The 19,818-nt window shown below is 61.2% G+C and carries 17 protein-coding genes; 15 read left to right on the top strand and 2 right to left on the bottom strand.

All coding sequences use genetic code 11. The features are described from left to right. Nucleotides 1–12: 12 nt before the first annotated feature. The gene (gene proB / locus AB6K10_RS05030) at nucleotides 13–1,173 is read left to right on the top strand and encodes a glutamate 5-kinase (RefSeq protein WP_254436476.1); all 1,161 of its coding nucleotides are present in this window, start codon (nucleotides 13–15) and stop codon (nucleotides 1,171–1,173) included. An 8-nt stretch (nucleotides 1,174–1,181) separates the two neighbouring features. Here proB and AB6K10_RS05035 read toward each other — a convergent pair whose 3' ends face one another. Further along, nucleotides 1,182–2,213: a DUF1853 family protein gene (locus AB6K10_RS05035; RefSeq protein ID WP_339118107.1), complete on the bottom strand. Its 1,032-nt coding sequence runs from the start codon at nucleotides 2,211–2,213 to the stop codon at nucleotides 1,182–1,184. A gap of 116 nt (nucleotides 2,214–2,329) precedes the next feature. Here AB6K10_RS05035 and AB6K10_RS05040 point away from each other — a divergent pair, with 116 nt between their 5' ends. Then, on the top strand, nucleotides 2,330–3,679 hold the full coding sequence (locus AB6K10_RS05040; RefSeq protein ID WP_339118108.1) for a Glu/Leu/Phe/Val dehydrogenase: 1,350 nt from the start codon (nucleotides 2,330–2,332) through the stop codon (nucleotides 3,677–3,679). Nucleotides 3,680–3,774: 95 nt separating this feature from the next. Here AB6K10_RS05040 and AB6K10_RS05045 read toward each other — a convergent pair whose 3' ends face one another. Next, nucleotides 3,775–4,251: a PepSY domain-containing protein gene (locus tag AB6K10_RS05045; protein ID WP_253019196.1), complete on the bottom strand. Its 477-nt coding sequence runs from the start codon at nucleotides 4,249–4,251 to the stop codon at nucleotides 3,775–3,777. Nucleotides 4,252–4,408: 157 nt separating this feature from the next. Here AB6K10_RS05045 and AB6K10_RS05050 point away from each other — a divergent pair, with 157 nt between their 5' ends. The 13 genes from AB6K10_RS05050 (at nucleotide 4,409) to AB6K10_RS05110 (ending at nucleotide 19,817) form a co-directional block, all read left to right on the top strand. After that, nucleotides 4,409–4,774 carry a PepSY domain-containing protein gene (locus AB6K10_RS05050; protein WP_159340710.1) on the top strand — a complete coding sequence of 122 codons (366 nt, stop codon included), beginning with the start codon at nucleotides 4,409–4,411 and terminating at the stop codon, nucleotides 4,772–4,774. 54 nt (nucleotides 4,775–4,828) lie between these two features. After that, the gene (locus AB6K10_RS05055) at nucleotides 4,829–5,503 is read left to right on the top strand and encodes a response regulator transcription factor (protein ID WP_159340711.1); all 675 of its coding nucleotides are present in this window, start codon (nucleotides 4,829–4,831) and stop codon (nucleotides 5,501–5,503) included. Continuing rightward, nucleotides 5,500–6,864, top strand: a complete 1,365-nt coding sequence (locus tag AB6K10_RS05060) for a HAMP domain-containing sensor histidine kinase (protein ID WP_339118109.1) — start codon at nucleotides 5,500–5,502, stop codon at nucleotides 6,862–6,864. Before AB6K10_RS05055 ends, AB6K10_RS05060 begins: the two co-directional genes overlap by 4 nt. A 42-nt stretch (nucleotides 6,865–6,906) precedes the next feature. Beyond that, a complete protein-coding gene (locus AB6K10_RS05065; RefSeq protein WP_339118110.1) occupies nucleotides 6,907–8,829 on the top strand; it encodes an alkaline phosphatase D family protein in 1,923 nt (640 codons plus the stop codon). Nucleotides 8,830–8,948: 119 nt separating this feature from the next. Beyond that, on the top strand, nucleotides 8,949–10,703 hold the full coding sequence (locus tag AB6K10_RS05070) for a bifunctional diguanylate cyclase/phosphodiesterase (RefSeq protein ID WP_339118111.1): 1,755 nt from the start codon (nucleotides 8,949–8,951) through the stop codon (nucleotides 10,701–10,703). 101 nt (nucleotides 10,704–10,804) lie between these two features. Further along, on the top strand, nucleotides 10,805–11,770 hold the full coding sequence (gene phnD / locus AB6K10_RS05075) for a phosphate/phosphite/phosphonate ABC transporter substrate-binding protein (RefSeq protein WP_339118112.1): 966 nt from the start codon (nucleotides 10,805–10,807) through the stop codon (nucleotides 11,768–11,770). Between the two features lie 123 nt (nucleotides 11,771–11,893). Next, nucleotides 11,894–12,769 (top strand): phosphonate ABC transporter ATP-binding protein, encoded by an 876-nt coding sequence (gene phnC, locus AB6K10_RS05080; protein ID WP_339118113.1) that lies wholly within the window; start codon nucleotides 11,894–11,896, stop codon nucleotides 12,767–12,769. Continuing rightward, entirely contained in the window at nucleotides 12,766–13,593 is an 828-nt protein-coding gene (phnE, locus tag AB6K10_RS05085; protein ID WP_339118114.1) for a phosphonate ABC transporter, permease protein PhnE, read from the top strand. The genes phnC and phnE (AB6K10_RS05085) overlap by 4 nt, the downstream gene beginning before the upstream one ends. A 62-nt stretch (nucleotides 13,594–13,655) precedes the next feature. After that, nucleotides 13,656–14,471: a phosphonate ABC transporter, permease protein PhnE gene (phnE, locus tag AB6K10_RS05090; RefSeq protein ID WP_253019190.1), complete on the top strand. Its 816-nt coding sequence runs from the start codon at nucleotides 13,656–13,658 to the stop codon at nucleotides 14,469–14,471. 24 nt (nucleotides 14,472–14,495) lie between these two features. After that, entirely contained in the window at nucleotides 14,496–15,125 is a 630-nt protein-coding gene (locus tag AB6K10_RS05095; RefSeq protein ID WP_253019189.1) for a histidine phosphatase family protein, read from the top strand. 81 nt (nucleotides 15,126–15,206) lie between these two features. Next, nucleotides 15,207–15,686, top strand: a complete 480-nt coding sequence (locus AB6K10_RS05100) for a C40 family peptidase (protein ID WP_253019188.1) — start codon at nucleotides 15,207–15,209, stop codon at nucleotides 15,684–15,686. Between the two features lie 176 nt (nucleotides 15,687–15,862). Next, a complete protein-coding gene (locus AB6K10_RS05105) occupies nucleotides 15,863–17,827 on the top strand; it encodes a nitrate- and nitrite sensing domain-containing protein (protein ID WP_339118115.1) in 1,965 nt (654 codons plus the stop codon). A 274-nt stretch (nucleotides 17,828–18,101) separates the two neighbouring features. Next, nucleotides 18,102–19,817, top strand: coding sequence for a bifunctional diguanylate cyclase/phosphodiesterase (locus AB6K10_RS05110; RefSeq protein ID WP_253019186.1), 1,716 nt, complete (start codon nucleotides 18,102–18,104; stop codon nucleotides 19,815–19,817). The last annotated feature ends 1 nt before the right edge of the window (nucleotide 19,818 follow it).

A 19,818-nucleotide genomic window follows, 5' to 3' on the forward strand; every position in this document is an offset into this window, starting at 1 on the left:
CGCGTGAGCGCAATGGCGTGGGAGAGTCGCGACGTGGAACACAACGAGCAGTTGCCGGGCCGTGAGGCGCTGAGTAGCGCCCGCCGGGTAGTGGTCAAAATTGGTAGCGCGCTGCTCACTAATGATGGTCGCGGGTTGGATGAAGCGGCCATCGGCGGCTGGGTGGATCAAATCGCCGCCCTGCATCAGCAGGGGAAAGAGGTGGTGCTGGTCTCCTCCGGTGCAGTGGCAGCCGGTATGGTACGCCTAGGCTGGCAGGCGCGCCCTAGCGCCGTGCACGAGCTTCAGGCGGCCGCCGCCGTGGGCCAAAATGGCCTGACCCAGTGCTACGAGCAGCACTTTGCGCGCCACGGCATGCTCACCGCGCAGATTCTGCTTACCCACGACGACCTCTCTAACCGCAAGCGCTACCTGAACGCGCTCTCGGCGCTGCGCACGCTGGTCGAGATGCGCGTGGTGCCGGTCATCAACGAAAACGATACCGTCGTCACCGACGAGATCCGCTTTGGCGATAACGACACCCTCGGCGCGTTGGTGGCGAATCTGCTGGAAGCCGATGCGCTGCTGCTGCTCACCGACCAGGAAGGCCTGTTCGATGCCGACCCCCGCCATAATCCTGACGCCACGCTGATTGCTGAGGGGCGTGCTGACGACCCCCGCTTGGCCGCCGTGGCGGGCGGCGGCGGGGCGCTGGGCCGGGGGGGGATGAGCACCAAGGTGCGTGCTGCCCAGCTCGCGGCGCGCTCCGGCGCGGTGACCGTGATTGCCAGCGGCCGCCAGCCGGAGGTGATCACTCGCGTCATGGGGGGCGAAGCGCTCGGCACGCTGCTGCGTCCGGATCAAGCGCCGATGGCGGCGCGCAAGCGCTGGCTGGCGGGACAGCTTCAGGTGCGCGGTACGCTGGTGCTGGATGCGGGTGCGGTCAACGTGCTGCGCGACAAAGGCTCCAGCCTGCTGGCGGTGGGCGTGCGTGACGTGCAGGGCAGTTTCAAGCGCGGCGACATGGTGCTGTGTGTGGACGAGCAGGGCGCTCGCGTGGCCAAGGGGTTGGTCAACTACGGCGCTGACGAAGCCCGTCAGCTAGCAGGCCAGCCAAGCCACCAGATCGAAGCCATCCTTGGTTACGTGGAAGCCCACGAACTGATCCACCGCGACAACCTGGTGGTGGTTTAAACGACGGGTTAGCCGCGCCGCTTCGGCGGTAGCGGTACCTGGCGCGGCCAGTCGTCGGGCACCACCATCAGCCGCGTTAGCGGTCTCTCCTGGCCACTATTTTCTTGGCAACTCTTTTCCCAGTAGTTCTCTTCCCAGCAGTTCTCTTCTTCCTGTGGGTCGTACAGCATTACTTGCTGCGGCCCGTAGCGGTTGATCTGCGCCATCACGGCCTCCATCCGCTCATTGGCGTTGCCAAACGCGTCGAGCGATGGCGGCGCTAACCAGTGGGGCTTTGCTAGCCACGCGACCTGTAGCGCCGTGCTGTAGCGTTCGGCCACGCTGGGCCAAGCGTGTTGATAGCACCACCACCCTCGCCGATGCTCGGCGGTTGCGCCGGTTGGTGGTGGCAGTGCGACATGCCAGGGGTAAAACAGCACGCCGGGCATGGCAAGCCGTTGGGTGAGCCGTGCGCTGAGCGTCGCGGACTCCGCGATGTCTCTGGGCGTGAGCCAATGCGCCATGGCGGCCTTTGCAGGGGCCGTGCGGGAGAGCGGCAGTTGGTGGTGCAGAAGGTGACCGCACTTCAACGCCAAGCTGTCCAAGCCGCCGGGGCCAATCCAGCGGCTTTGGCTGGTGGGCTCTCCCGGCCCCTCGGGTAGGCCAAGATAGAACTTAATCGCCACTTCTAAATGAATGGGGGAGGGGAGATCCCGCGTGCGGTAGAGCATGTCCAGCTCTCCCAAGGTGTTGCGGCGCTGGGTGATGCGTAGGTTGTTGGCCAGTAGGCGAGTATTAGGGGCGTTATCCAGTAACAGCTGCCAAAGCCGTTCATGGTAGTGGCCCATGCGCGTGATCAGCTTGCCATCTAGGGCTTGCACCCTGGGTAGCAGGGTGTCGAGCCACTTATGCTGCTCCTCTGCTAAGCCCAGCGCGGAACGTGTGGGGCGGCCTGGGTAATCGCCAAGGGTCACCAAATCTGGTGTGACGATGAGCCACGCCATATCGCGCAGCACCGCATGGTGAATCCCATCGCTGACACCTTCGGCGGAGGTCGTCAAAAGTCTCTCCTATCAACCGGCCCGATATACGACTGAGTTAGCCGCTTGCTGCTACGCTAAACACATTACCTCGCGATGCCAATAAAATCCCCTAGATACACGCAAAGGAGTGTTGCATGGGCAGTGCCAAATCGAAAAAGCAAAAATCTAAAGCGAAGAAATCCTCGGCGAAAACGTCCACCACCAATGCGCCGCAGCGGCTAACCCCCGAGACGGGCGCCGCGCTGTTCGAAGATGCCCGCTCACGGCTTGAAGCGGTCTTCAACGCGCTGGCGATTCATCCCGATGCCCAGGCCCGGTTGATGCAGCCCAGCCTCTCGCTGCAAGTGAGTGTACCGGTGCGCATGGACGATGGCAGTTTGAAGGCGTTTCCCGCCTGGCGAGTGCAGTACGACACCAGCCTCGGCCCGGCCAAGGGGGGCGTGCGCTTTCACCCCGATGTGAATCAGCATGAAGTGACCACTTTGAGCTTTTGGATGGCGGTGAAGTGTGCAGTGGTGGGCCTGCCCTATGGCGGCGGCAAAGGCGGCGTGCAGGTGGATGCCAAGGCGCTTTCTTCGTTAGAGCGCGAGCGCTTGGCGCGGGGCTATATTCGCGCCATTGCCGACATCATGGGGCCAGACCGAGACATTCCCGCACCGGATGTGAATACCGATGCCACCGTCATGGGCTGGATGATCGATGAGTATGAGCAGATTCGGCGCGCCCAGGCGCCTGCTGCCATCACCGGGAAACCGCTATCGCTTGGCGGCTCGCCGGGGCGTGTCGAGGCCACGGGGCGCGGAGCGCTCACCGTATTGGATTTATGGGCCGAGCGCGAAGGGCGCAAGCCCGAGGAGACCACGCTGGCCGTGCAAGGGTTTGGCAATGCGGCCTTCCATTTTGCGCGCTTGGCAAGCCAGCGTGGCTACAAGTTGGTTGCGGTCTCCGACTCCAGCGGTGCGATCTACCATGCCGATGGGCTCGATATCGCGGCGGCGAAGGAGGACAAGAAGCAGCATGGCAAGCTGTCAAAAAGCCAGCAGGGCAAGGCCATGTCTGGAGATGACTTGTTGACCCTGGAGGTCGATGTGCTGGTGCTCGCCGCGCTGGAAAATCAGCTGCATCGCGACAACGTGGGCGAGGTGAAGGCAGGCGCGGTGCTTGAAATTGCCAACGGGCCGCTCACTAGCGATGCGGATGCGGCGCTGGAAAAACGCGGCGTGCCGGTGCTGCCCGACGTGCTGGCGAATACCGGCGGCGTCATCGTGAGCTATTTCGAGTGGCTGCAAAACCGTGCGGGCGAAACCTGGCAGGAAGAGGAGGTCAATCAGCGTCTGGATCGCCGACTCGGCGATGAGGCCAAGCGGGTGCTGATGAGGGCGGAGGAGGAGCAGATCACCTATCGTCAGGCTGCTTACCGGCAAGGTATCGAGCGCATTGCAGCGGCGATCATGGCTCGAGGGAACTGCCAAGACTGCCGCTAATGAGCGACGCAACGCAAGCGGCGGGCCCGAAGGCCCGCCGCTGTGTCAGTGCTGGCACACTGCCATGCTAACTGACATGTGGATCGCTTGAGTGATCAGTCGCGATCCATTTGGGTGACGTCGAAGGAGCCCTGACGCAGGCTCAGCTCCAGCTCGCGGCCGTTCTGCTCTCGACCCTCGACCTCAATGATGCCGCTCTTATCGATATCGATGCTTTCGAATTCGGTCATGCCTTCCTGGCGGGCAGCATCAAGTGCTTGGCGGACGTCCTCTTCACTCATACCCCAGGCGCCGGTAATCAGACGCTTGCGCTCTTCTTGCAGGCTTTCGCCGTTATCGATGGAGAAATCCACGTCGGCGTACCATTCGTCATCCAGCCAACCTTCCACTTCCACGCGGCCACGGTCGTCCACGTTGATCTCTTCGATGTGGCTGAACCCATAGTCGTTGGCGTAGGTCAGAATGTCATCGATCCGGTCCAACGGCTGCGTGTCGGCTTGGGCGCTGCCCGCTGCGGCGGCAAGCAGAAGAGCAGAGGTCGGGATCAGCAGCATTTTTTTCATAGCGTTCATATCAAATTCCTTCTTTGCTTAGTGAATGCATTGCCGGATGATGCCTGACGAAGGTCAGTCAGCGAATGCGACAGGGTATTTATATCACCGGGGTTCTTTCCTAAACCTGACAAAGCCGTTCATCTAGCGTTCATGTTGCCTTTGGCATCCTAGTCTTATGAAAACGACGTCTCTCCTCTCACTCAAGCAGTTACCCTGGCAGCGGCTCCCTTTGACAGGGGGGCTGGCGCTACTGCTGGTGCTCGTATTGATGGGTAGTGCGACCGGTGACCAGCACTGGGAGGCGCTGCATGGCGAAGTGCGGCGAGGCGACGTGGTTCCCCTGGATACCATTCTCGACTGGCTCGACGCCCACTACATCGGCGACGTGTTGGAGGTCGAAATCGAGCGCGACGATGGGCTGGTCGAGTATGAAATCAAGCTGCTAGGTCCCCAAGGGCAGGTCGTCGAGTTCGAGTTCGATGGCCAGAATGGCCAGCTCATGCAAATCGAAGGCGTGCGCATCCGCGACATGCAGCGTTGATACGGTTACCTGCAATATCCCGTCTTTACTGAGTGTATTCATAAGGGTGTGTTGATGAAGTGTTTACTGGTAGAGGACGACCAGGCGCTTGCCCGTGAGCTGAGCCAAGCGCTGCAAGATGGCGATTGGATCGTCGAGCGTGCGGAGAACGGCCAGGAAGCGGACTTTTTAGTGCGCACCGAAGCGTACGATACGGTCATTTTGGATATCGGCCTGCCCGATGGTGACGGCACCCGTTGGCTCTCTTCCTGGCGGGAGGATGGCATCGATCTTCCCGTGCTGATTTTGACCGCCCGCGAACGGTGGGCCGATAAAGCCGCTGGCTTTACCGCCGGTGCCGATGACTACGTCACCAAACCCTTTGAACCCGCCGAGGTGCTATTTCGCCTGCGGGCCTTGGTGCGCCGTACCCATGGCCATGCGCACCCGGTGCTCAAAGTGGGCGAGCTTAGCCTGGATACCCATACGCAGCATGTCACCTTGGTGGGCAGGCCGGTGAGCTTGACCGCCCAGGAAACCCGTCTCTTGAGCTACCTGATGCACGCCTCTCCTCGGGTCGTCAGCCGTAGCGAGCTGTCCGAGCACGTGTACGACCGTGACCACGAACCCGACTCCAATGTGATCGACGTTCAGGTTAGCCGTCTGCGTCGCAAGCTGGGCGCGTGGCGCATCGCAACGCTGCGTGGTCAGGGGTACCGCCTGCTAGCCGATGAGCCAAGCGATTCATGAGCGCCAATGTCGTTACTTGGAGCCAGCGCTGGGCTAACCGCTCCATCACCCTACGTCTGCTGCTGGCGGTGCTGCTCATGGTGCTGCTGGCACTCCCCGTGGCCGGCTGGCTGTTGTCCCATCACTACCGTGCCTCTGCGGTCAACGCGTTCGATGAACGGCTGGAAGCGACCCTCAACGTGGTCATTGCGGGGGTGACTTACGACCCGCTCACCGAGCAGCTCCACTACGAGCGCGCGCTGGGTGACCCGCGTTTCGACCACGTTTACTCAGGCTGGTATTGGCAGATTACCGACGATGCGAACCACTCGGTCACGTCGCGGTCGTTATGGGATCAGCGCTTGCCGGTACTGGAGAGCGAGCGAGTGACCGCCCGCACGCTGCCAGGCCCGCGTGGCCAGCAGCTACGCGTCGTAGAGCGCGATATCTATTTGGGCGCGTTGGAGACGCCGCTGCACGTGAGCGTCGCCGCACGTGACGACGACTTGCGCGAAGACGTTCGGGCTTTTCAGCAGATGCTGTGGCTGGGACTGTTAGGCCTGGGTGCGCTGCTGCTAGGCGTGCTGGCACTACAAGTGCGTTGGGGGCTCGCGCCGCTGCGGCGCATGAACGCCAACTTACGTGATGTAGAGCAGGGGCGGGTAGAGCAGCTGGATACTCGTTTGCCTGACGAGCTGGCCACGCTGGCTACATCCATGAACGCCGTGCTGGCCCGCGATCAGCGGCTCATCGAGCGGGGCCGCCACACCGCAGGCAACTTGGCCCACGCCCTCAAAACACCGATCAGCGTCATGCGGCTGTTGGCCAAACAGCTACCCAGCGAGAGCCGCAGTGCCTGGGAAGCCGAGCTGTCGCGTATCGATAGCGCCGTGCGTCACCACTTGGCGCGGGCTTCCGCTGCAGGCGAGGGCGTGCGCTTTGCCCCAGTAGCACTACAAGAGACACTATCGCCGCTCATCAACGGGCTTGCCCGGCTCGCGCAGCGCCGTCATATTACGCTGCGTCAAACCGTGCATAGCGGCGTGCGGGTGCATATGGACGGACAGGACCTGCAGGAGATGGTGGGTAACCTGCTTGACAACGCCCTGCGCTGGGCCAACAGCGATGTGCATATCCGCCTGCAGGCACAGGGGAACACGCTGCGGTTGGTGGTGGGCGATGACGGCCCCGGTATGACCCCGCAGGAGTGCCAGGCAGCGGTCCAGCGCGGCAAGCGGCTGGATGAACAGCGCTCTGGCAGCGGCTTGGGATTAGCCATCGTGACGGACCTCGTCACGCTTTATCATGGCCAGATGCGCCTTCAGCGCGCCGAGTCTGGCGGTTTAGAGGTAGTCATTGAACTGCCTGTGGTCGCTACTTAACGAGCTTAAGAGCGATGCAACACACAGCACAGAGGGTGTGAAATGACACAAATCGCCACGACGTTACCCGACGTACTGGTCGGGCCTTTGCTGCGTCGGCTGTCGCCGTCGCGGCTCATCTTATGGCTGGTAGCGACCCGTCCGCTGACCATGCAGCTCGTGCTGAACCCCGAGCAAGAGGAGCAGCAGACCCACGCGTTAGACAACGCCCATCAGTGCGTGGCGATTGGACGGCATGCTTACATTCACTGTATCGACCTTTCGCTGCCCGCTGCGCTGCCCACCGATACCCGTATTGCCTACGACCTGCAGGTACAAAGCACTGACGGCGCGTGGCAACCCATGCCGGAGTGGGCACCGTGGCTATGCCACGATGGCTATGACTACCCAGGCTTTGTGTTGGCCTCTCGCCACCACCGTTTGATGCACGGCTCCTGCCGTAAACCCCATCACGACAGCGCCGATGGCCTAGTGCGGGCCGATCACTGGATAGCCGAGCGCCAGGAGTCTCCTACCGAGTGGCCCGCGTGGCTGCTGATGACCGGCGACCAAGTGTACGTGGATGACGTGGCAGGCCCCATGCTGCGGGCGGTGCATGCGCTGATTGCCCGTCTGGGTCTGGTGGATGAGCTGCTTGAGGGCGCTACCGTCGATGACAGCCAAGCGCTGTATAACGCCCCGGAAAGCTACTATCACCGGGAAGCGCTGCTGCCGGATGTCACCAGCAATGCGGCGCTGCGCGAGCGCTTTTTTGGCGGCGTCAAAAAGCCGGTATTCACCTCGGCGAACGCCCAGAACCACCTGATGACGCTGGCCGAGATGCTCGCCATGTACTGCCTGGTGTGGTCGCCCACGCCGTGGCAGGTGATTGCCTATGACGCCCCGGCGTTAGGCGACAAAGAGGCCGAGGCTTATCGAGAAGAGCAGGCGATCATTGAAGCCTTTGTAGAGGGCCTGCCTCAGTGCGCGCGGCTGATGGCCCACGTGCCCAGCCTGATGATTTTTGATGACCACGATGTGACCGACGACTGGAACCTGACCGCCGACTGGGAGCGCTGCGCCTACGGCCACCCGTTCTCGAAACGCATCATCGGCAACGCGCTGGTGGCGTACCTGCTCTGCCAGGGCTGGGGCAATGCGCCCGATAAACTTAACCCGTTGCTCCACCAGGCGATCACCCTGTTTGACGATATCGGCCCGCTGAATCCTAGCGCCCAGGATGCCCTCATCGAGCGGCTGCTGCGCTTTCAGGGCTGGGAGTTTCAGGTGCCGGGCACGCCCGCCCTCATCGTGCTGGACACCCGCACGCGCCGCTGGCGCAGCGAGCGCAGCCCCAGTCGCCCATCGGGCTTGATGGATTGGGAAGCGCTGATGGAGATGCAGCAGGCGCTGCTGGGCACTAAAAGCGCCGTGATCGTCTCGCCTGCGCCCATGTTTGGCGTCAAGCTGATCGAAAGTATCCAAAAACTTTTCACCCTGGCGGGCAAGCCGCTGGTGGTCGACGCCGAGAACTGGATGGCGCACCGGGGCGCGGCCAACGTGCTGCTGCATATCTGGCGGCACTCCAAAACCCCCGGTAACTACGTGATCCTCTCGGGGGACGTTCACTACTCCTTTGCCTACGACATCGTCGTGCGACGCCAGAAGCGGGCGCCACAGCTCTGGCAAATCACGTCGAGCGGGGTGAAGAACACCTTTCCCAAACAGCTGCTGAATACCTTTGACCGCCTGAACCGCTGGCTCTACGCGCCGCTGTCGCCGCTTAACTGGTTCACCAAGCGGCGCAAGCTCAGCATCTACCCCCGCGATCCAGACCAGGCCAGCGCCGGAGAGCGATTGTGGAACGCCAGTGGCATCGGTTTGGTGAGCCTGGACGAGCAGGGCAAACCAACGGATGTTCGCCAGCTTGATGCCAGTGGGGGCGACGTGGTCTTTCCGCCGCCGAAGGTGCCTATCGACCCGTAAAGAACCGCTAGCTGTCATACAATTGTCATCACAATAACGCAGGCTTGCTGCCCTAGAACCTTCCTCATGGAGCGTTACAAATCATAGGGATAGTAGACGTTTGATAGGGCAGCAGGCATATGACCGCACAAGAAGCGCAGTGGCTAAATCAAATTATTGCGGCAGAAGAGCTGCACGTGCTGTTCCAACCCATCGTGGACGCCAATCAGCAGGCCATTTACGGCTATGAAGCGCTGATTCGCGGGCCAAAAACGTCCCCGCTGCACTCTCCCCTGCGGTTATTCGATGTGGCGACCCAGGCGGGCCTGCTGGTCGAGCTGGATCTTCTGTGTCGGCGTCTCGCCATTCGTCGGTTTGCCGAGCTCGAACTGCCGGGACTGCTGTTTCTCAACGTGATGCCGTTGACCATCGTGGAGCGTGATTTCCGCGAAGGGCTGACGATGAGCTTCATCCAAGAGAGCGGCCTGCCCCCTGAGCGCGTGGTCATCGAGTTGACCGAACACGTGCCGATTCATGACTACGAACTGATGCGTCAAGCGGTGGACCACTACCGCGATATGGGCTTTCAGGTCGCGTTGGATGATTTGGGGGCCGGGCACTCCAGCCTGCGCCACTGGTCAGAGCTGCGGCCCGACTTCGTCAAGCTCGACCGTCACTTCATCTCAGGGATCGACAAAGAGCCTGCCAAACGGGAGTTTTTGCGCTCCATTTTGGACGTGGCGCGCAGTCTCGACTGCCAGCTCATCGCCGAAGGCGTTGAAACGGCCGCTGAACATCTCTGTTTATGGGAGCTAGACAGAGGCCTTGCGCTGCTGCAAGGTTTCTACTTCGCTCGGCCAAGCCTTCAGCCTCCCATGCAGCTCAATACGCTCCTGCCTGCCACGACCCAGCTCAAAAGCCCGGCGGGTCGCACCGCGCACTCCATTTTACGCCCGATCGAGAGCGTCTCGGCGAGCTGTTCGGTGCCCACGCTGGCCGAGCGCTTTCGCGGGGATCCTCGGCTGCGCTGCGTGGCGGTGATCGAAGCGGGCGTTCCCGTGGCGGTGGTGCGCCGCAATGCCTTCCTCACGCTGTTCACCAACCAGTACAGCCACGCGCTGTACGCTAAGCGCTGCGTGCTGGAGATCGCCGATCCTAAAATGATCGTGGCGGATGCGGATCTCTCCCTGGAGGCGCTGAGCCAGCAGCTCACCGACAGCCGCGACATCGAACAGGAGGATTTCGTCATCGTCGATGGCGAGGGGCAGTACCTTGGGATGGGCAATATCGTCGATCTGCTGCGTGAGATTACCGCGATTCAAGTGCGCCAAGCGCGCCACGCCAATCCACTCACCGGGCTGCCCGGCAATATTCTGATCAACGAAACCTTGGCTTCGTATTTATCCCAAGGCAGCGGCTTCGCGGCGGCTTACGTGGATTTGGATAACTTCAAGGCGTTTAACGACGCCTACGGCTATGCCCGCGGCGACCACGTGATCATCTCACTGTCCCGATTGCTGCAGGCGCAGGTGGAGAGTGCCGGCGGCTTTATCGGCCATATCGGCGGCGACGATTTCATGATGTTGCTGCCGCTGGAACACTGGGAAAGCGTCTGCCAGCAGATTCTCCACTCTTTCGAAGTGATGGCGCCTGGCTTTTACGAGGAGAGTGACCGTCTTCAGGGCGGGATCTCCATCGAAAGCCGCCAGGGCGGCGTGACATTCTTCCCCTTCGTCAGCGTCTCGGTTGCCGTCAAGCCGATTACCGACCCCGCTCCCTGCAAGGCGCTGGATATCGCTGCGCAGCTCTCGGAGCTGAAGCATCAGGCCAAGAAAATCGCCGGCAACAGCCTGTTCGTGGAGCGGCGCGGCTGCTGCGTGGGCGGCGACTGTTAGTCGTCACGGATTCGTCACCTAGGCGTCATGAGAGTGTCCCGAGGCTGTCACATCGGCTCGCCACTATGGCGTTAACACTTCTTAACTCGCTTAGGTGATGCATGCATACTCTCTCTTTCTCTCGTACGCTGTTGAGCGCCGCCGTTGCGGGCGCGTTTGCACTGGCAGCGGTCACTGCCTCTGCTGATCTCTCTTCGCGCTACATGGACAACGACGGCGACATGATCGCCGACGTGCCCAGCGATGAGTCGCAGTGGGTCGATCCGGATACGCTGGTGTTTGCTTACACGCCGGTTGAAGATCCGGCCGTGTATGCCGACGTTTGGGCCGATTTCCTGGATCACCTGAGCGACGCTACCGGTAAAAACGTTCAGTTCTTCCCGGTGCAGTCCAACGCTGCCCAGCAGGAAGCGCTGCGCGCTGGTCGTCTCCACGTGGCGGGCTTCAACACGGGCGGTGTGCCGGTGGCAGTCAACTGCGGTGGCTTCCGCCCCTTCGCCATGATGGCGGCGGAAGACGGCAGTTTCGGCTACGAGATGGAAATCATCACCTACCCCGATAGCGGTATCGAGTCGGTGGAAGACTTAGCCGGTCGTCAGCTGGCGTTTACCTCCGAAACGTCCAACTCCGGTTTCCGCGCGCCTTCCGCGCTGCTGCGCTCTGAGTACGGTCTGGAAGCGGGTGAAGATTTCGAGACAGCTTTCTCTGGCTCTCACGACAATTCCATCCTTGGCGTAGTGAACAAAGATTACGACGCCGCCGCCATTGCCAACTCCGTGGCCAAGCGCATGCTGTCACGCGATGTGGTGAGCGAAGGCGATTACAACGTCATCTACACCTCGGAAACCTTCCCCACCACGGCCTATGGTCTGGCGCACAACCTGAGCCCGGAGCTTGCCGAGCAGATTCAGGATGCGTTCTTCAGCTACGACTGGGAAGGCACACCGCTGGAAGCCGAGTTTGCCAACTCCGGTGAAGCTCAGTTCATTCCGATCACCTATCAAGAGAACTGGTCAGTGATCCGTACCATCGCCGATGCCAACGGTGTGACGTACGACTGCGACTAATCCATCGGTCGTTCCATGATTTTCTCGGCCAGGAGGGCGACCTCCTGGCCGAGCCGCTATGTAGTCATTAGAGACGTGCTTGTGAACGCAAGCACGGACGCATAAGAGATTGAGGCATCCCCCATGTTGACACTCACCGGCGTTGGCAAGCGTTACCCGACCGGCGACCGCGCGCTGACCGATATCCAGCTCTCGCTGCCGAAAGGGCAGGTTATGGCACTTATTGGCCCGTCTGGCGCGGGAAAGAGCACGTTGATCCGCTGCGTGAATCGTCTGGTAGAGCCCACCCAAGGCAGCATTCGACTGGAAGACGTGGAGCTGACGAAACTCTCAGGCAGCCGCCTGCGCCATGCCCGCCGCTCCATGGGGATGATTTTCCAAGAGTACGCCCTGGTGGACCGCCTGAGCGTGATGGAGAACGTGCTCTCTGGCCAGCTGGGCTATGTAGGTTTCTGGCGCAGCTTTTTACGCCGCTACCCGCAGGAAGCCGTGGCAGAAGCGTTTCGCTTGCTTGAGCGTGTAGGCCTGCCCCACGCGATCGATAAGCGCGCCGATGCGCTCTCCGGTGGCCAGCGCCAGCGGGTGGGCATTGCTCGAGCGCTGCTGCAAAGCCCCAAACTGCTGCTGGTGGATGAACCCACCGCGAGCCTGGACCCTAAAACCTCTCGCCAAATCATGCGCTTGATTCGCGAGCTGTGCGCCGAGCGCGAGCTGGCCGCCATCATTAACATTCATGATGTGGCGTTGGCCCAGCAGTTTGCCGATCGCATCGTCGGGCTGCGCGCCGGGGAGATCGTTTTCGACGGTAAGCCCAGCGATCTGACCAGCGAGATGCTGACCACTATTTACGGCGAAGAGGATTGGGACACCACCCCTGAGCCTGCCGATGATGACGAGGAGGAGGGCAGCGGCGCTACGTCTAACGCCACGCCGCCCCAGGCAGCCACGGCACCACATGCGCCGCGCCAGAACCGCTTAGCGAGTGGAGGCGCGCAATGAGCACGACGGACACTCAAGCCCGCCAGCAGGCCGCCCGCCAAGGCCAGTGGCGTCGGCTGCCGCTGATAGAGAGCCGCCGCCTGCGTTGGGCGCTGGCGCTGGGTGGCGTGGTGTACCTGATGCTGGCGCTGGCATCGGTGGAAGTGAACTGGGCGCGGGTGGCGGAAGGTGCCGGGCGTGCGCTGAACTTTCTCGGCGCGTTTTTGCAGCCGGATTTTGTCAGCCGCCAAAGCGATATTCTGGCGGGCTTGATGGAAAGCCTGACCATGACGTTGACCTCGACGGTGATCGGCGTTCTGCTGGCCATCCCGGTGGGGCTAGGGGCTGCGCGCAATATCGCCCCTTTACCGATCTACGCGGTGTGCCGGGCCATCATCGCCGTCTCGCGCACTTTCCAAGAGGTGATCATTGCCATTCTGTTTGTGGTGATGTTCGGCTTTGGCCCCTTTGCGGGCATGCTCACGCTGGCCTTTGCCACCATCGGCTTTATGGCCAAGCTGCTGGCAGAAGATATCGAAGACCTCGACTGGAAACAGGTAGAAGCCGTGCGCGCCACCGGGGCGAGCTGGTGGCAAACCATGAATCATGCCGTGCAGCCTCAGGTGATGCCGCGGTTGATCGGGCTTTCTATGTACCGGCTGGATATCAATTTCCGCGAGTCGTCGGTGATCGGCATTGTCGGGGCGGGGGGGATTGGCGCGACGCTCAACACCTCGCTCAGCCGCTACGAGTACGGCACCTCGGCCGCCATTTTGCTGATCATCATCGCCATTGTGCTGATGAGTGAGTACGCCTCCAGCCATGTGCGTCGCTGGACGCAGTAGCGCGCCGTCAAACGCTTGTTGCCCACCCTTTACGTAAAGTCTGAAGGTAAAAGGAATTCTCCATGCCGGTGTCAACTTCCTCAAACGGTGTGCCACAGTGGCAGCGGCGCACCACCCGCGCCCAGTGGTTGCAGTACCTCGCTTGGCTGGCGGGCGTTAGCCTGTTCTTACTCTGCTGGAAAGTGATCTCTGACAACACCATGTGGGTGTTTGTGGAAGACGCTGGCCGCCAGGGTAGCGACCTGATTAGCCGTATGATGCCGCCCCGCTGGGAGTACGCCAGCGAGCTTTGGAAACCCATGTGGGACACGCTCAATATCGCCACCTTGGGCACCGCACTAGGCATTATGATGGCGTTTCCGGTGGCGTTTTTAGCCGCGCGTAACACCACGCCGCATCCGCTCGTGCGCAGCTTGGCGCTGACCATCATCGTCTCGTCGCGTTCGATCAACTCGCTGATTTGGGCGATGCTGCTGGTGACCATTCTTGGCCCTGGCGTGCTGGCGGGCATCATCGCCATCGCGCTGCGCTCGATTGGCTTTGTGGGCAAGCTGCTCTATGAAGCCATTGAGGAGATCCATCCCACACCGGTGGAAGCCATCAGCGCCACGGGCGCCAGCCGCCTGCAGGTGATGAACTACGGCGTGCTGCCGCAAATCATGCCTGCCTTTGCGGGGATCAGCGTGTACCGCTGGGATATCAACATTCGCGAATCGACGGTGCTGGGGCTGGTGGGCGCAGGTGGCATAGGCCTGCAGCTGAACGCCTCCATCAACAGCCTAGCGTGGAATCAGGTCAGCGTGATTTTCGTGCTCATCTTTGCCACGGTGCTGGTGTCGGAGTGGGTCTCGGCTCGCGTACGTCACGCTATCATTTAATCCGTTCACGTTAGGAGCATCGCCATGCGCTTTCCTCATGCCGAGATCACCACCATCGATTTGATGCGTCACGGCGAACCGCAGGGTGGACGGATGCTGCGGGGCAGTACCGACCATCCGCTCAGCGACACCGGCTGGCAGCAGGTGACCGACGCAGTGATGCGCCATACGGTGGATGGACGCCCACCCTATGATGCCATCGTCAGCTCGCCGCTGGCCCGCTGCCGGGAGTTCGCGCTTTGGCTGGGGGAGGAGTTCGACCTGCCAGTACAGGTAGACGACGACCTAGCCGAGCTGCACCTGGGCGAGTGGGAGGGAAAAACCTACGCGCAGGTGTATGAGCAGGAAGGCACCGAGCAAATGAGCGCCTTCTGGTACGACCCCGCCCGCGCCGCGCCGCCCCGTGGTGAAACCCTTGCCGAGCTGGATGCCCGCGTCAGCGAAGCGTGGCGTCGGCTGTTGCTCCATCCCCCCGGCCGCCATGTGCTGGTGGTGGCACATCTGTTCGTGTGCAACGCCCTGCTGCGCCAGGTGCTGGAACAGCCGCTGAGCAATGGCTTGGTCATGGATTTGCCCTACGCGGCGATGAGCCGCCTGCGTCACGAGCGCCATGCGCTGGGTGATAGCACGTTCATCGAGTGGATAGGCCGTTAACGGCGAGTGGTGGAGTAGCGGGTGAACGGCGCTTAAGCCATGATAAGAGGCACTGTGACTAGGCCACCTTGGAGCTTGTTCATGCCGTTAACCCGCTTCTCTTCGCTGTTGACGCTCGTCGCTCTACTGCTATTGGCAGGCTGTGCCAGTAAAGAGGTCGCCATGACGCCCGCGCCCAGCTCGCCATCGGGCATCTCGATGGAGCGCGCGTTGATTCTCTCCCATGCTCAGCAGGCCATTGGTACTCCTTACCGCTTTGGCGGCAACTCGCCGGATGGCCTGGACTGCTCAGGTTTGGTCGAAATGACCTACCGGGCAGCGGGCATTCGCGTCCCCCGCACCGCCGATGCTCAGTTTCGCACCCTTCCCCACGTCGAGACGCCCCGCCCCGGCGATTTGCTCTTTTTCGGCGATGGTAACAAAGCCACCCATGTGGGCATCTACGGCGGCAACCGACAGATGATTCACGCCCCCGGCAGCGGGCGTGCGGTGGTCAGCGTGCCGCTGGATATCGACTATTGGCAGCAGCGTTTTTTAGGGGCAGCGTCGGTCGCGCCTTGAGAGTCACCGATGCTGACCTGCGTCAATGCGCACGCTTGTCATCGCGTTACACTGATGCCGTTTTGCTGGCTAAGCATATTTAACTTAGCCGCAAAATGCGGCAAACTTAGCGAACAATGCGCTCTCAAGCGTGAACAATAAACGAGTACGCCGCTTACCTCCCCGAAAGACATGACATGAGGTTAAGCAACGCGATGAAAGAGCTGCTCCACCGCTTATCCATGCGGTACAAATTTGCCTTGGTACTGGTGTTTCCGTTGATGGCACTGGGCTGGTTCGCCACCAGCGGTGTGATAGAGCGACAAGCCGCTGTGACGGAGCTGTCTCGTATGCAGGCGCTGACGGCGCTGGCGCAACAGGCAGGCCACTGGGTGCATCAAGTACAGCTAGAGCGAGGTATGACGGCTGGCTTTCTGGGCAGCCAGGGTAACGCCTTCGGTAACCGCTTGAGTCAGCAACGCCCCGCGACCGAGGCGGCTGCCGAGGCGTTCTTCCAGCAGCGACAAGCGTTGGACGCAGGGCAACTCAGTACAGGGTTGAGCGCGCTGCTGACGGAGATCGACCAGCGCTGGCAAGGCGTTCCACCCCTGCGCCGCCAAGTTGACCAGCTAAGTGTGCCCGCCCCGGAGGCATTGGCCCACTATACGGGGCTGAACAGTGCGCTCATGACGCTGGTGGGCGAGCTGGCGCACTTAACGGGGCAGGGCACCATCACGCGTCAGCTGGCTGCGTACTACAACCTCCTCGAAGCGAAAGATCTGGCAGGTATCGAGCGAGCGCTACTCTCGAACGTGTTTGCGGCAGACGTGATGCCCGATAGCACGCTTCAGCGGTTGCTTTCGCTGGTGGGGGCCGAGCAAAGCTTCCTAGAATCGTACCGTGTACTGTCTGACGACACCCAGCGCGAAGCGCTCAGTCGTGCGCTGAGTGGCCCTGAGATCGAGCGGGTGTTAGAGCGCCGAGCGCTGGCGATTCAGCAAAGCAGCGATTACGGCGTGAACCCCGAAGAGTGGTTCGATTGGCAAACCGTCAAGATTGGCCGTTTGAAAGCCCTGGAAGACAGCGCCGCAGCGGCCATCATCACGACCACCGAGGCACTGAAACAGCAGGCTCAGCAGGCGCTATGGTGGTACTTGAGCATCGCTGTAATAGCCACGATGGTGGCGATTGGGATCGCCATATTGATTGTGCGCACCATCACTCGACCGCTGCGGCAGGCCCTAGTGAACATTGCCTCCCGGGGGGATGACCTGACCCAGCGTCTGCCCGTTATCGGCAGTGACGAACTCTCCAAGCTTTACCAAGCCGTCAACGATGCCTCTGCGCAAACGGAGCAGCTGGTGGCAGAGATGAAGCGCAATGCGCATGCTGTTGCACTCGCCAGTAATGAAATCGCCCAGGGTAATCAGGACTTGGCGCAGCGCACCGAAGAGCAGTCCGCCTCGCTGGTGCAAACCGCGTCGAGCATGGAGCAGATGACCGCCACCGTGCGTCAAAATGCGGAAAATGCGCATCAAGCCCAGCAGATGACGGGCGATGTCGCCGCCCAAGCTCAAGAGGCCACGGACGTGGCGAGGCAGGCGCGCCAAGCCATGCAGCACATTCTTCAGGCAAACGAGCAGGTCACCTCGATCGTGGCCGCCATCGATAACATCGCCTTTCAAACCAACTTGTTGGCGCTAAATGCCTCTGTGGAAGCCGCGCGAGCCGGGGAGCATGGGCGAGGCTTTGCCGTCGTGGCCGACGAGGTGCGCAAACTGGCCAGCCGTAGCGCGGAAGAGGCCGAGCAGATTCGTCGGTTGATCGACAACAACGTGGCGCGTATTAGCGAAGGGGAGTCGCTGGTCTCTACCACGAGCACCACGCTTGCGCACATTGCCGAGCGAGTGCAGCACGTGGCGGCACTGGTCGATGAGATCGCCACGGCGAGCCATGAGCAGTCAGCCGGTGTCGAGCAAATTAGCCATGCGATGGCTCAGCTTGAAGATGTCACCCAGCAGAACGCGTCCCTGGTAGAGCACGTCGCCACGGCGAGTCGTTCGCTGGATGAGCAGGCGGACGAAATGTCGACGCTGGTGAGCCGATTCCAGGTGGGAGAGCCATCCACCCGCGAGCATCGCCAGCTCGCTTACACTGAATGACATAGCGTCGATCACGCCCAGGGAGCCTTGCGCTCCCTGCGGTATGCTGTGCGGGTGACGGTGTGCCATACAGGAAAAAAGCGCGTTGATTCAGCGCTGTTGAATCTAAAACACGGGGAAGGAGACGGTGTTAATATGACCAAAAGACATTAAATCACCAACACTTATAAGAGGAGAGCAGAGACGCATGTGCCCGCCCTTGAATGACACACAAGAGCAGTCTTTGCCTCAGCCAGCCGCACGTTCAGCCTCCCTCCCCGTTGACGCTGTGGCGATGTCGGTCCTAGATGCCGGTACGCCGCTGGCACCCGCCGAGTCGGCGTTTCGCTACGCCAACGAAGCCATCATCATTACCAACGCCGATAACGCCGTCGTGGATGTGAATCCTGCGTTCAGCGAGCTGACGGGCTTGGCGCTGAGCGAGGTGCAGGGAAAAACCCCCGAGGCGTTCAGCATTCTCCCCTTGGACGATAGCCGCACCACGCGCTTGATGCGTGAAGAGCTGCAGCTTCGCGACCGTAGCAAAGGGCAGATCAGCTACCGTAGCCACGACGGTCAGTTCTATCCGGGCATGATGTCGATCAATCGGGTGCGCGATGAGCAGGGGCAGGTGGATCACCATGTGATCGTGCTGGCGGACCTGTCGGCCATTCCATCCCACGCACGCCATTTGAACCGTGAAGTCTATTTTGACGCATTGACCGGTCTGCCCAACTTACAGCTATTGACGCAACTGATTCAGGAGTCGATTCAGCACGCCGAAAACCGCCAGCTACCGCTGGCCGTCTGCGCCCTCGATATCGACCATTTTCAGCGCATCAATGACCGACTGGGCCCGCAGATTGGCGATGCGCTGCTGACCGCCTTTGCGCAGCGGATCAGTCACCTGCTGTTTGGTGATGACGTGCTGGCGCGCATCGGCGGCGATGAGTTCGTATTGCTGCTGCATCACGGTGTCGAGGAAGCCTTTTTCGAGAAGTTGCTTGCGTCGATTCGCCAGCCGCTGCTGATCGAAGGGCAAACGATTTACCTCACCGCCAGTCTTGGTATTACCTGCTATCCCGACGACCACGCTCAGGGTGACGTGCTGCTGCGCCACGCCAATCAGGCGATGTACCGAGCCAAGCAGCGTGGACGCGACACCTATCACTTTTTCGACTCCCATCAGGATCGCAGGCTTCAAGTGCGTCATGAGCAGCGACAGCGCTTTATGGATGCGATTCACCACGACGAGCTGCGCCTGTTCTATCAGCCACAGGTCGATATGCGCAGTGGCTGCGTCGTGGGCGTCGAGGCGCTGATCCGCTGGCAGCATCCTGAACTTGGGCTGCTGTCGCCGGGCGATTTCTTGCCGATCATCGATGGCACGCCGTTAGAGGTGGATCTGGGAGAGTGGGTATTGGAGCACGCGCTGCGTCAGCTCGCCCTGTGGCAAAGCGAAGGGATGGCGCTGCCCGTGAACGTCAATATCAGCCCGTCACACCTGTTGGTGAATACGTTCAGCCAGCGTCTGGCGGAGCTACTGGCGCGCTATCCCACCGTGTCGCCCTCGCTGTTAAAGCTCGAAGTGCTCGAAAGTGCCGCCATGCACGATGTGAAAGCCGCGCTGAAGAACATGGCCCGCTGCCAAGCGTTAGGCGTGGGGTTTGCCATCGATGATTTCGGTACGGGATTCTCATCGCTGACCCACTTACGTCAGCTGCCCGTCAACCTGATCAAGATCGACCAGAGTTTCGTACGCGATATGCTGAGCGATCAAAATGACATGGCGATCGTGGAGAGCGTGATTTACATGGCCAACCGGTTCCAGCGACCCATGCTCGCGGAGGGCGTGGAAACGCTGGACCATGCGAAAGCGCTCATGGCGTTGGGCTGCGAGCTGGCTCAGGGCTACGGAATTGCGCGCCCGATGCCCGCGGAATCGGTGCCCGAGTGGATGGCTCACTGGCCCGAACGGCAAGATTGGAAAGGGTTGACGATGCTACAGTAGT

It is taken from the genome of Halomonas sp. BMC6, assembly GCF_964204995.1.
GTDB lineage: Bacteria > Pseudomonadota > Gammaproteobacteria > Pseudomonadales > Halomonadaceae > Vreelandella.

Coding starts and splice junctions, on each gene's coding strand:
- phnE (WP_253019190.1), top strand. CDS start 13,656: ATGCCGGTGTCAACTTCCTCAAACGGTGTGCCACAGTGGCAGCGGCGC.
- AB6K10_RS05045 (WP_253019196.1), bottom strand. CDS start 4,251: ATGAACGCTATGAAAAAAATGCTGCTGATCCCGACCTCTGCTCTTCTG.
- AB6K10_RS05110 (WP_253019186.1), top strand. CDS start 18,102: ATGTCGGTCCTAGATGCCGGTACGCCGCTGGCACCCGCCGAGTCGGCG.
- AB6K10_RS05040 (WP_339118108.1), top strand. CDS start 2,330: ATGGGCAGTGCCAAATCGAAAAAGCAAAAATCTAAAGCGAAGAAATCC.
- phnE (WP_339118114.1), top strand. CDS start 12,766: ATGAGCACGACGGACACTCAAGCCCGCCAGCAGGCCGCCCGCCAAGGC.
- AB6K10_RS05070 (WP_339118111.1), top strand. CDS start 8,949: ATGACCGCACAAGAAGCGCAGTGGCTAAATCAAATTATTGCGGCAGAA.
- AB6K10_RS05100 (WP_253019188.1), top strand. CDS start 15,207: ATGCCGTTAACCCGCTTCTCTTCGCTGTTGACGCTCGTCGCTCTACTG.
- AB6K10_RS05065 (WP_339118110.1), top strand. CDS start 6,907: ATGACACAAATCGCCACGACGTTACCCGACGTACTGGTCGGGCCTTTG.
- AB6K10_RS05095 (WP_253019189.1), top strand. CDS start 14,496: ATGCGCTTTCCTCATGCCGAGATCACCACCATCGATTTGATGCGTCAC.
- phnD (WP_339118112.1), top strand. CDS start 10,805: ATGCATACTCTCTCTTTCTCTCGTACGCTGTTGAGCGCCGCCGTTGCG.
- phnC (WP_339118113.1), top strand. CDS start 11,894: ATGTTGACACTCACCGGCGTTGGCAAGCGTTACCCGACCGGCGACCGC.
- AB6K10_RS05060 (WP_339118109.1), top strand. CDS start 5,500: ATGAGCGCCAATGTCGTTACTTGGAGCCAGCGCTGGGCTAACCGCTCC.
- AB6K10_RS05050 (WP_159340710.1), top strand. CDS start 4,409: ATGAAAACGACGTCTCTCCTCTCACTCAAGCAGTTACCCTGGCAGCGG.
- AB6K10_RS05105 (WP_339118115.1), top strand. CDS start 15,863: ATGAGGTTAAGCAACGCGATGAAAGAGCTGCTCCACCGCTTATCCATG.
- AB6K10_RS05055 (WP_159340711.1), top strand. CDS start 4,829: ATGAAGTGTTTACTGGTAGAGGACGACCAGGCGCTTGCCCGTGAGCTG.
- proB (WP_254436476.1), top strand. CDS start 13: ATGGCGTGGGAGAGTCGCGACGTGGAACACAACGAGCAGTTGCCGGGC.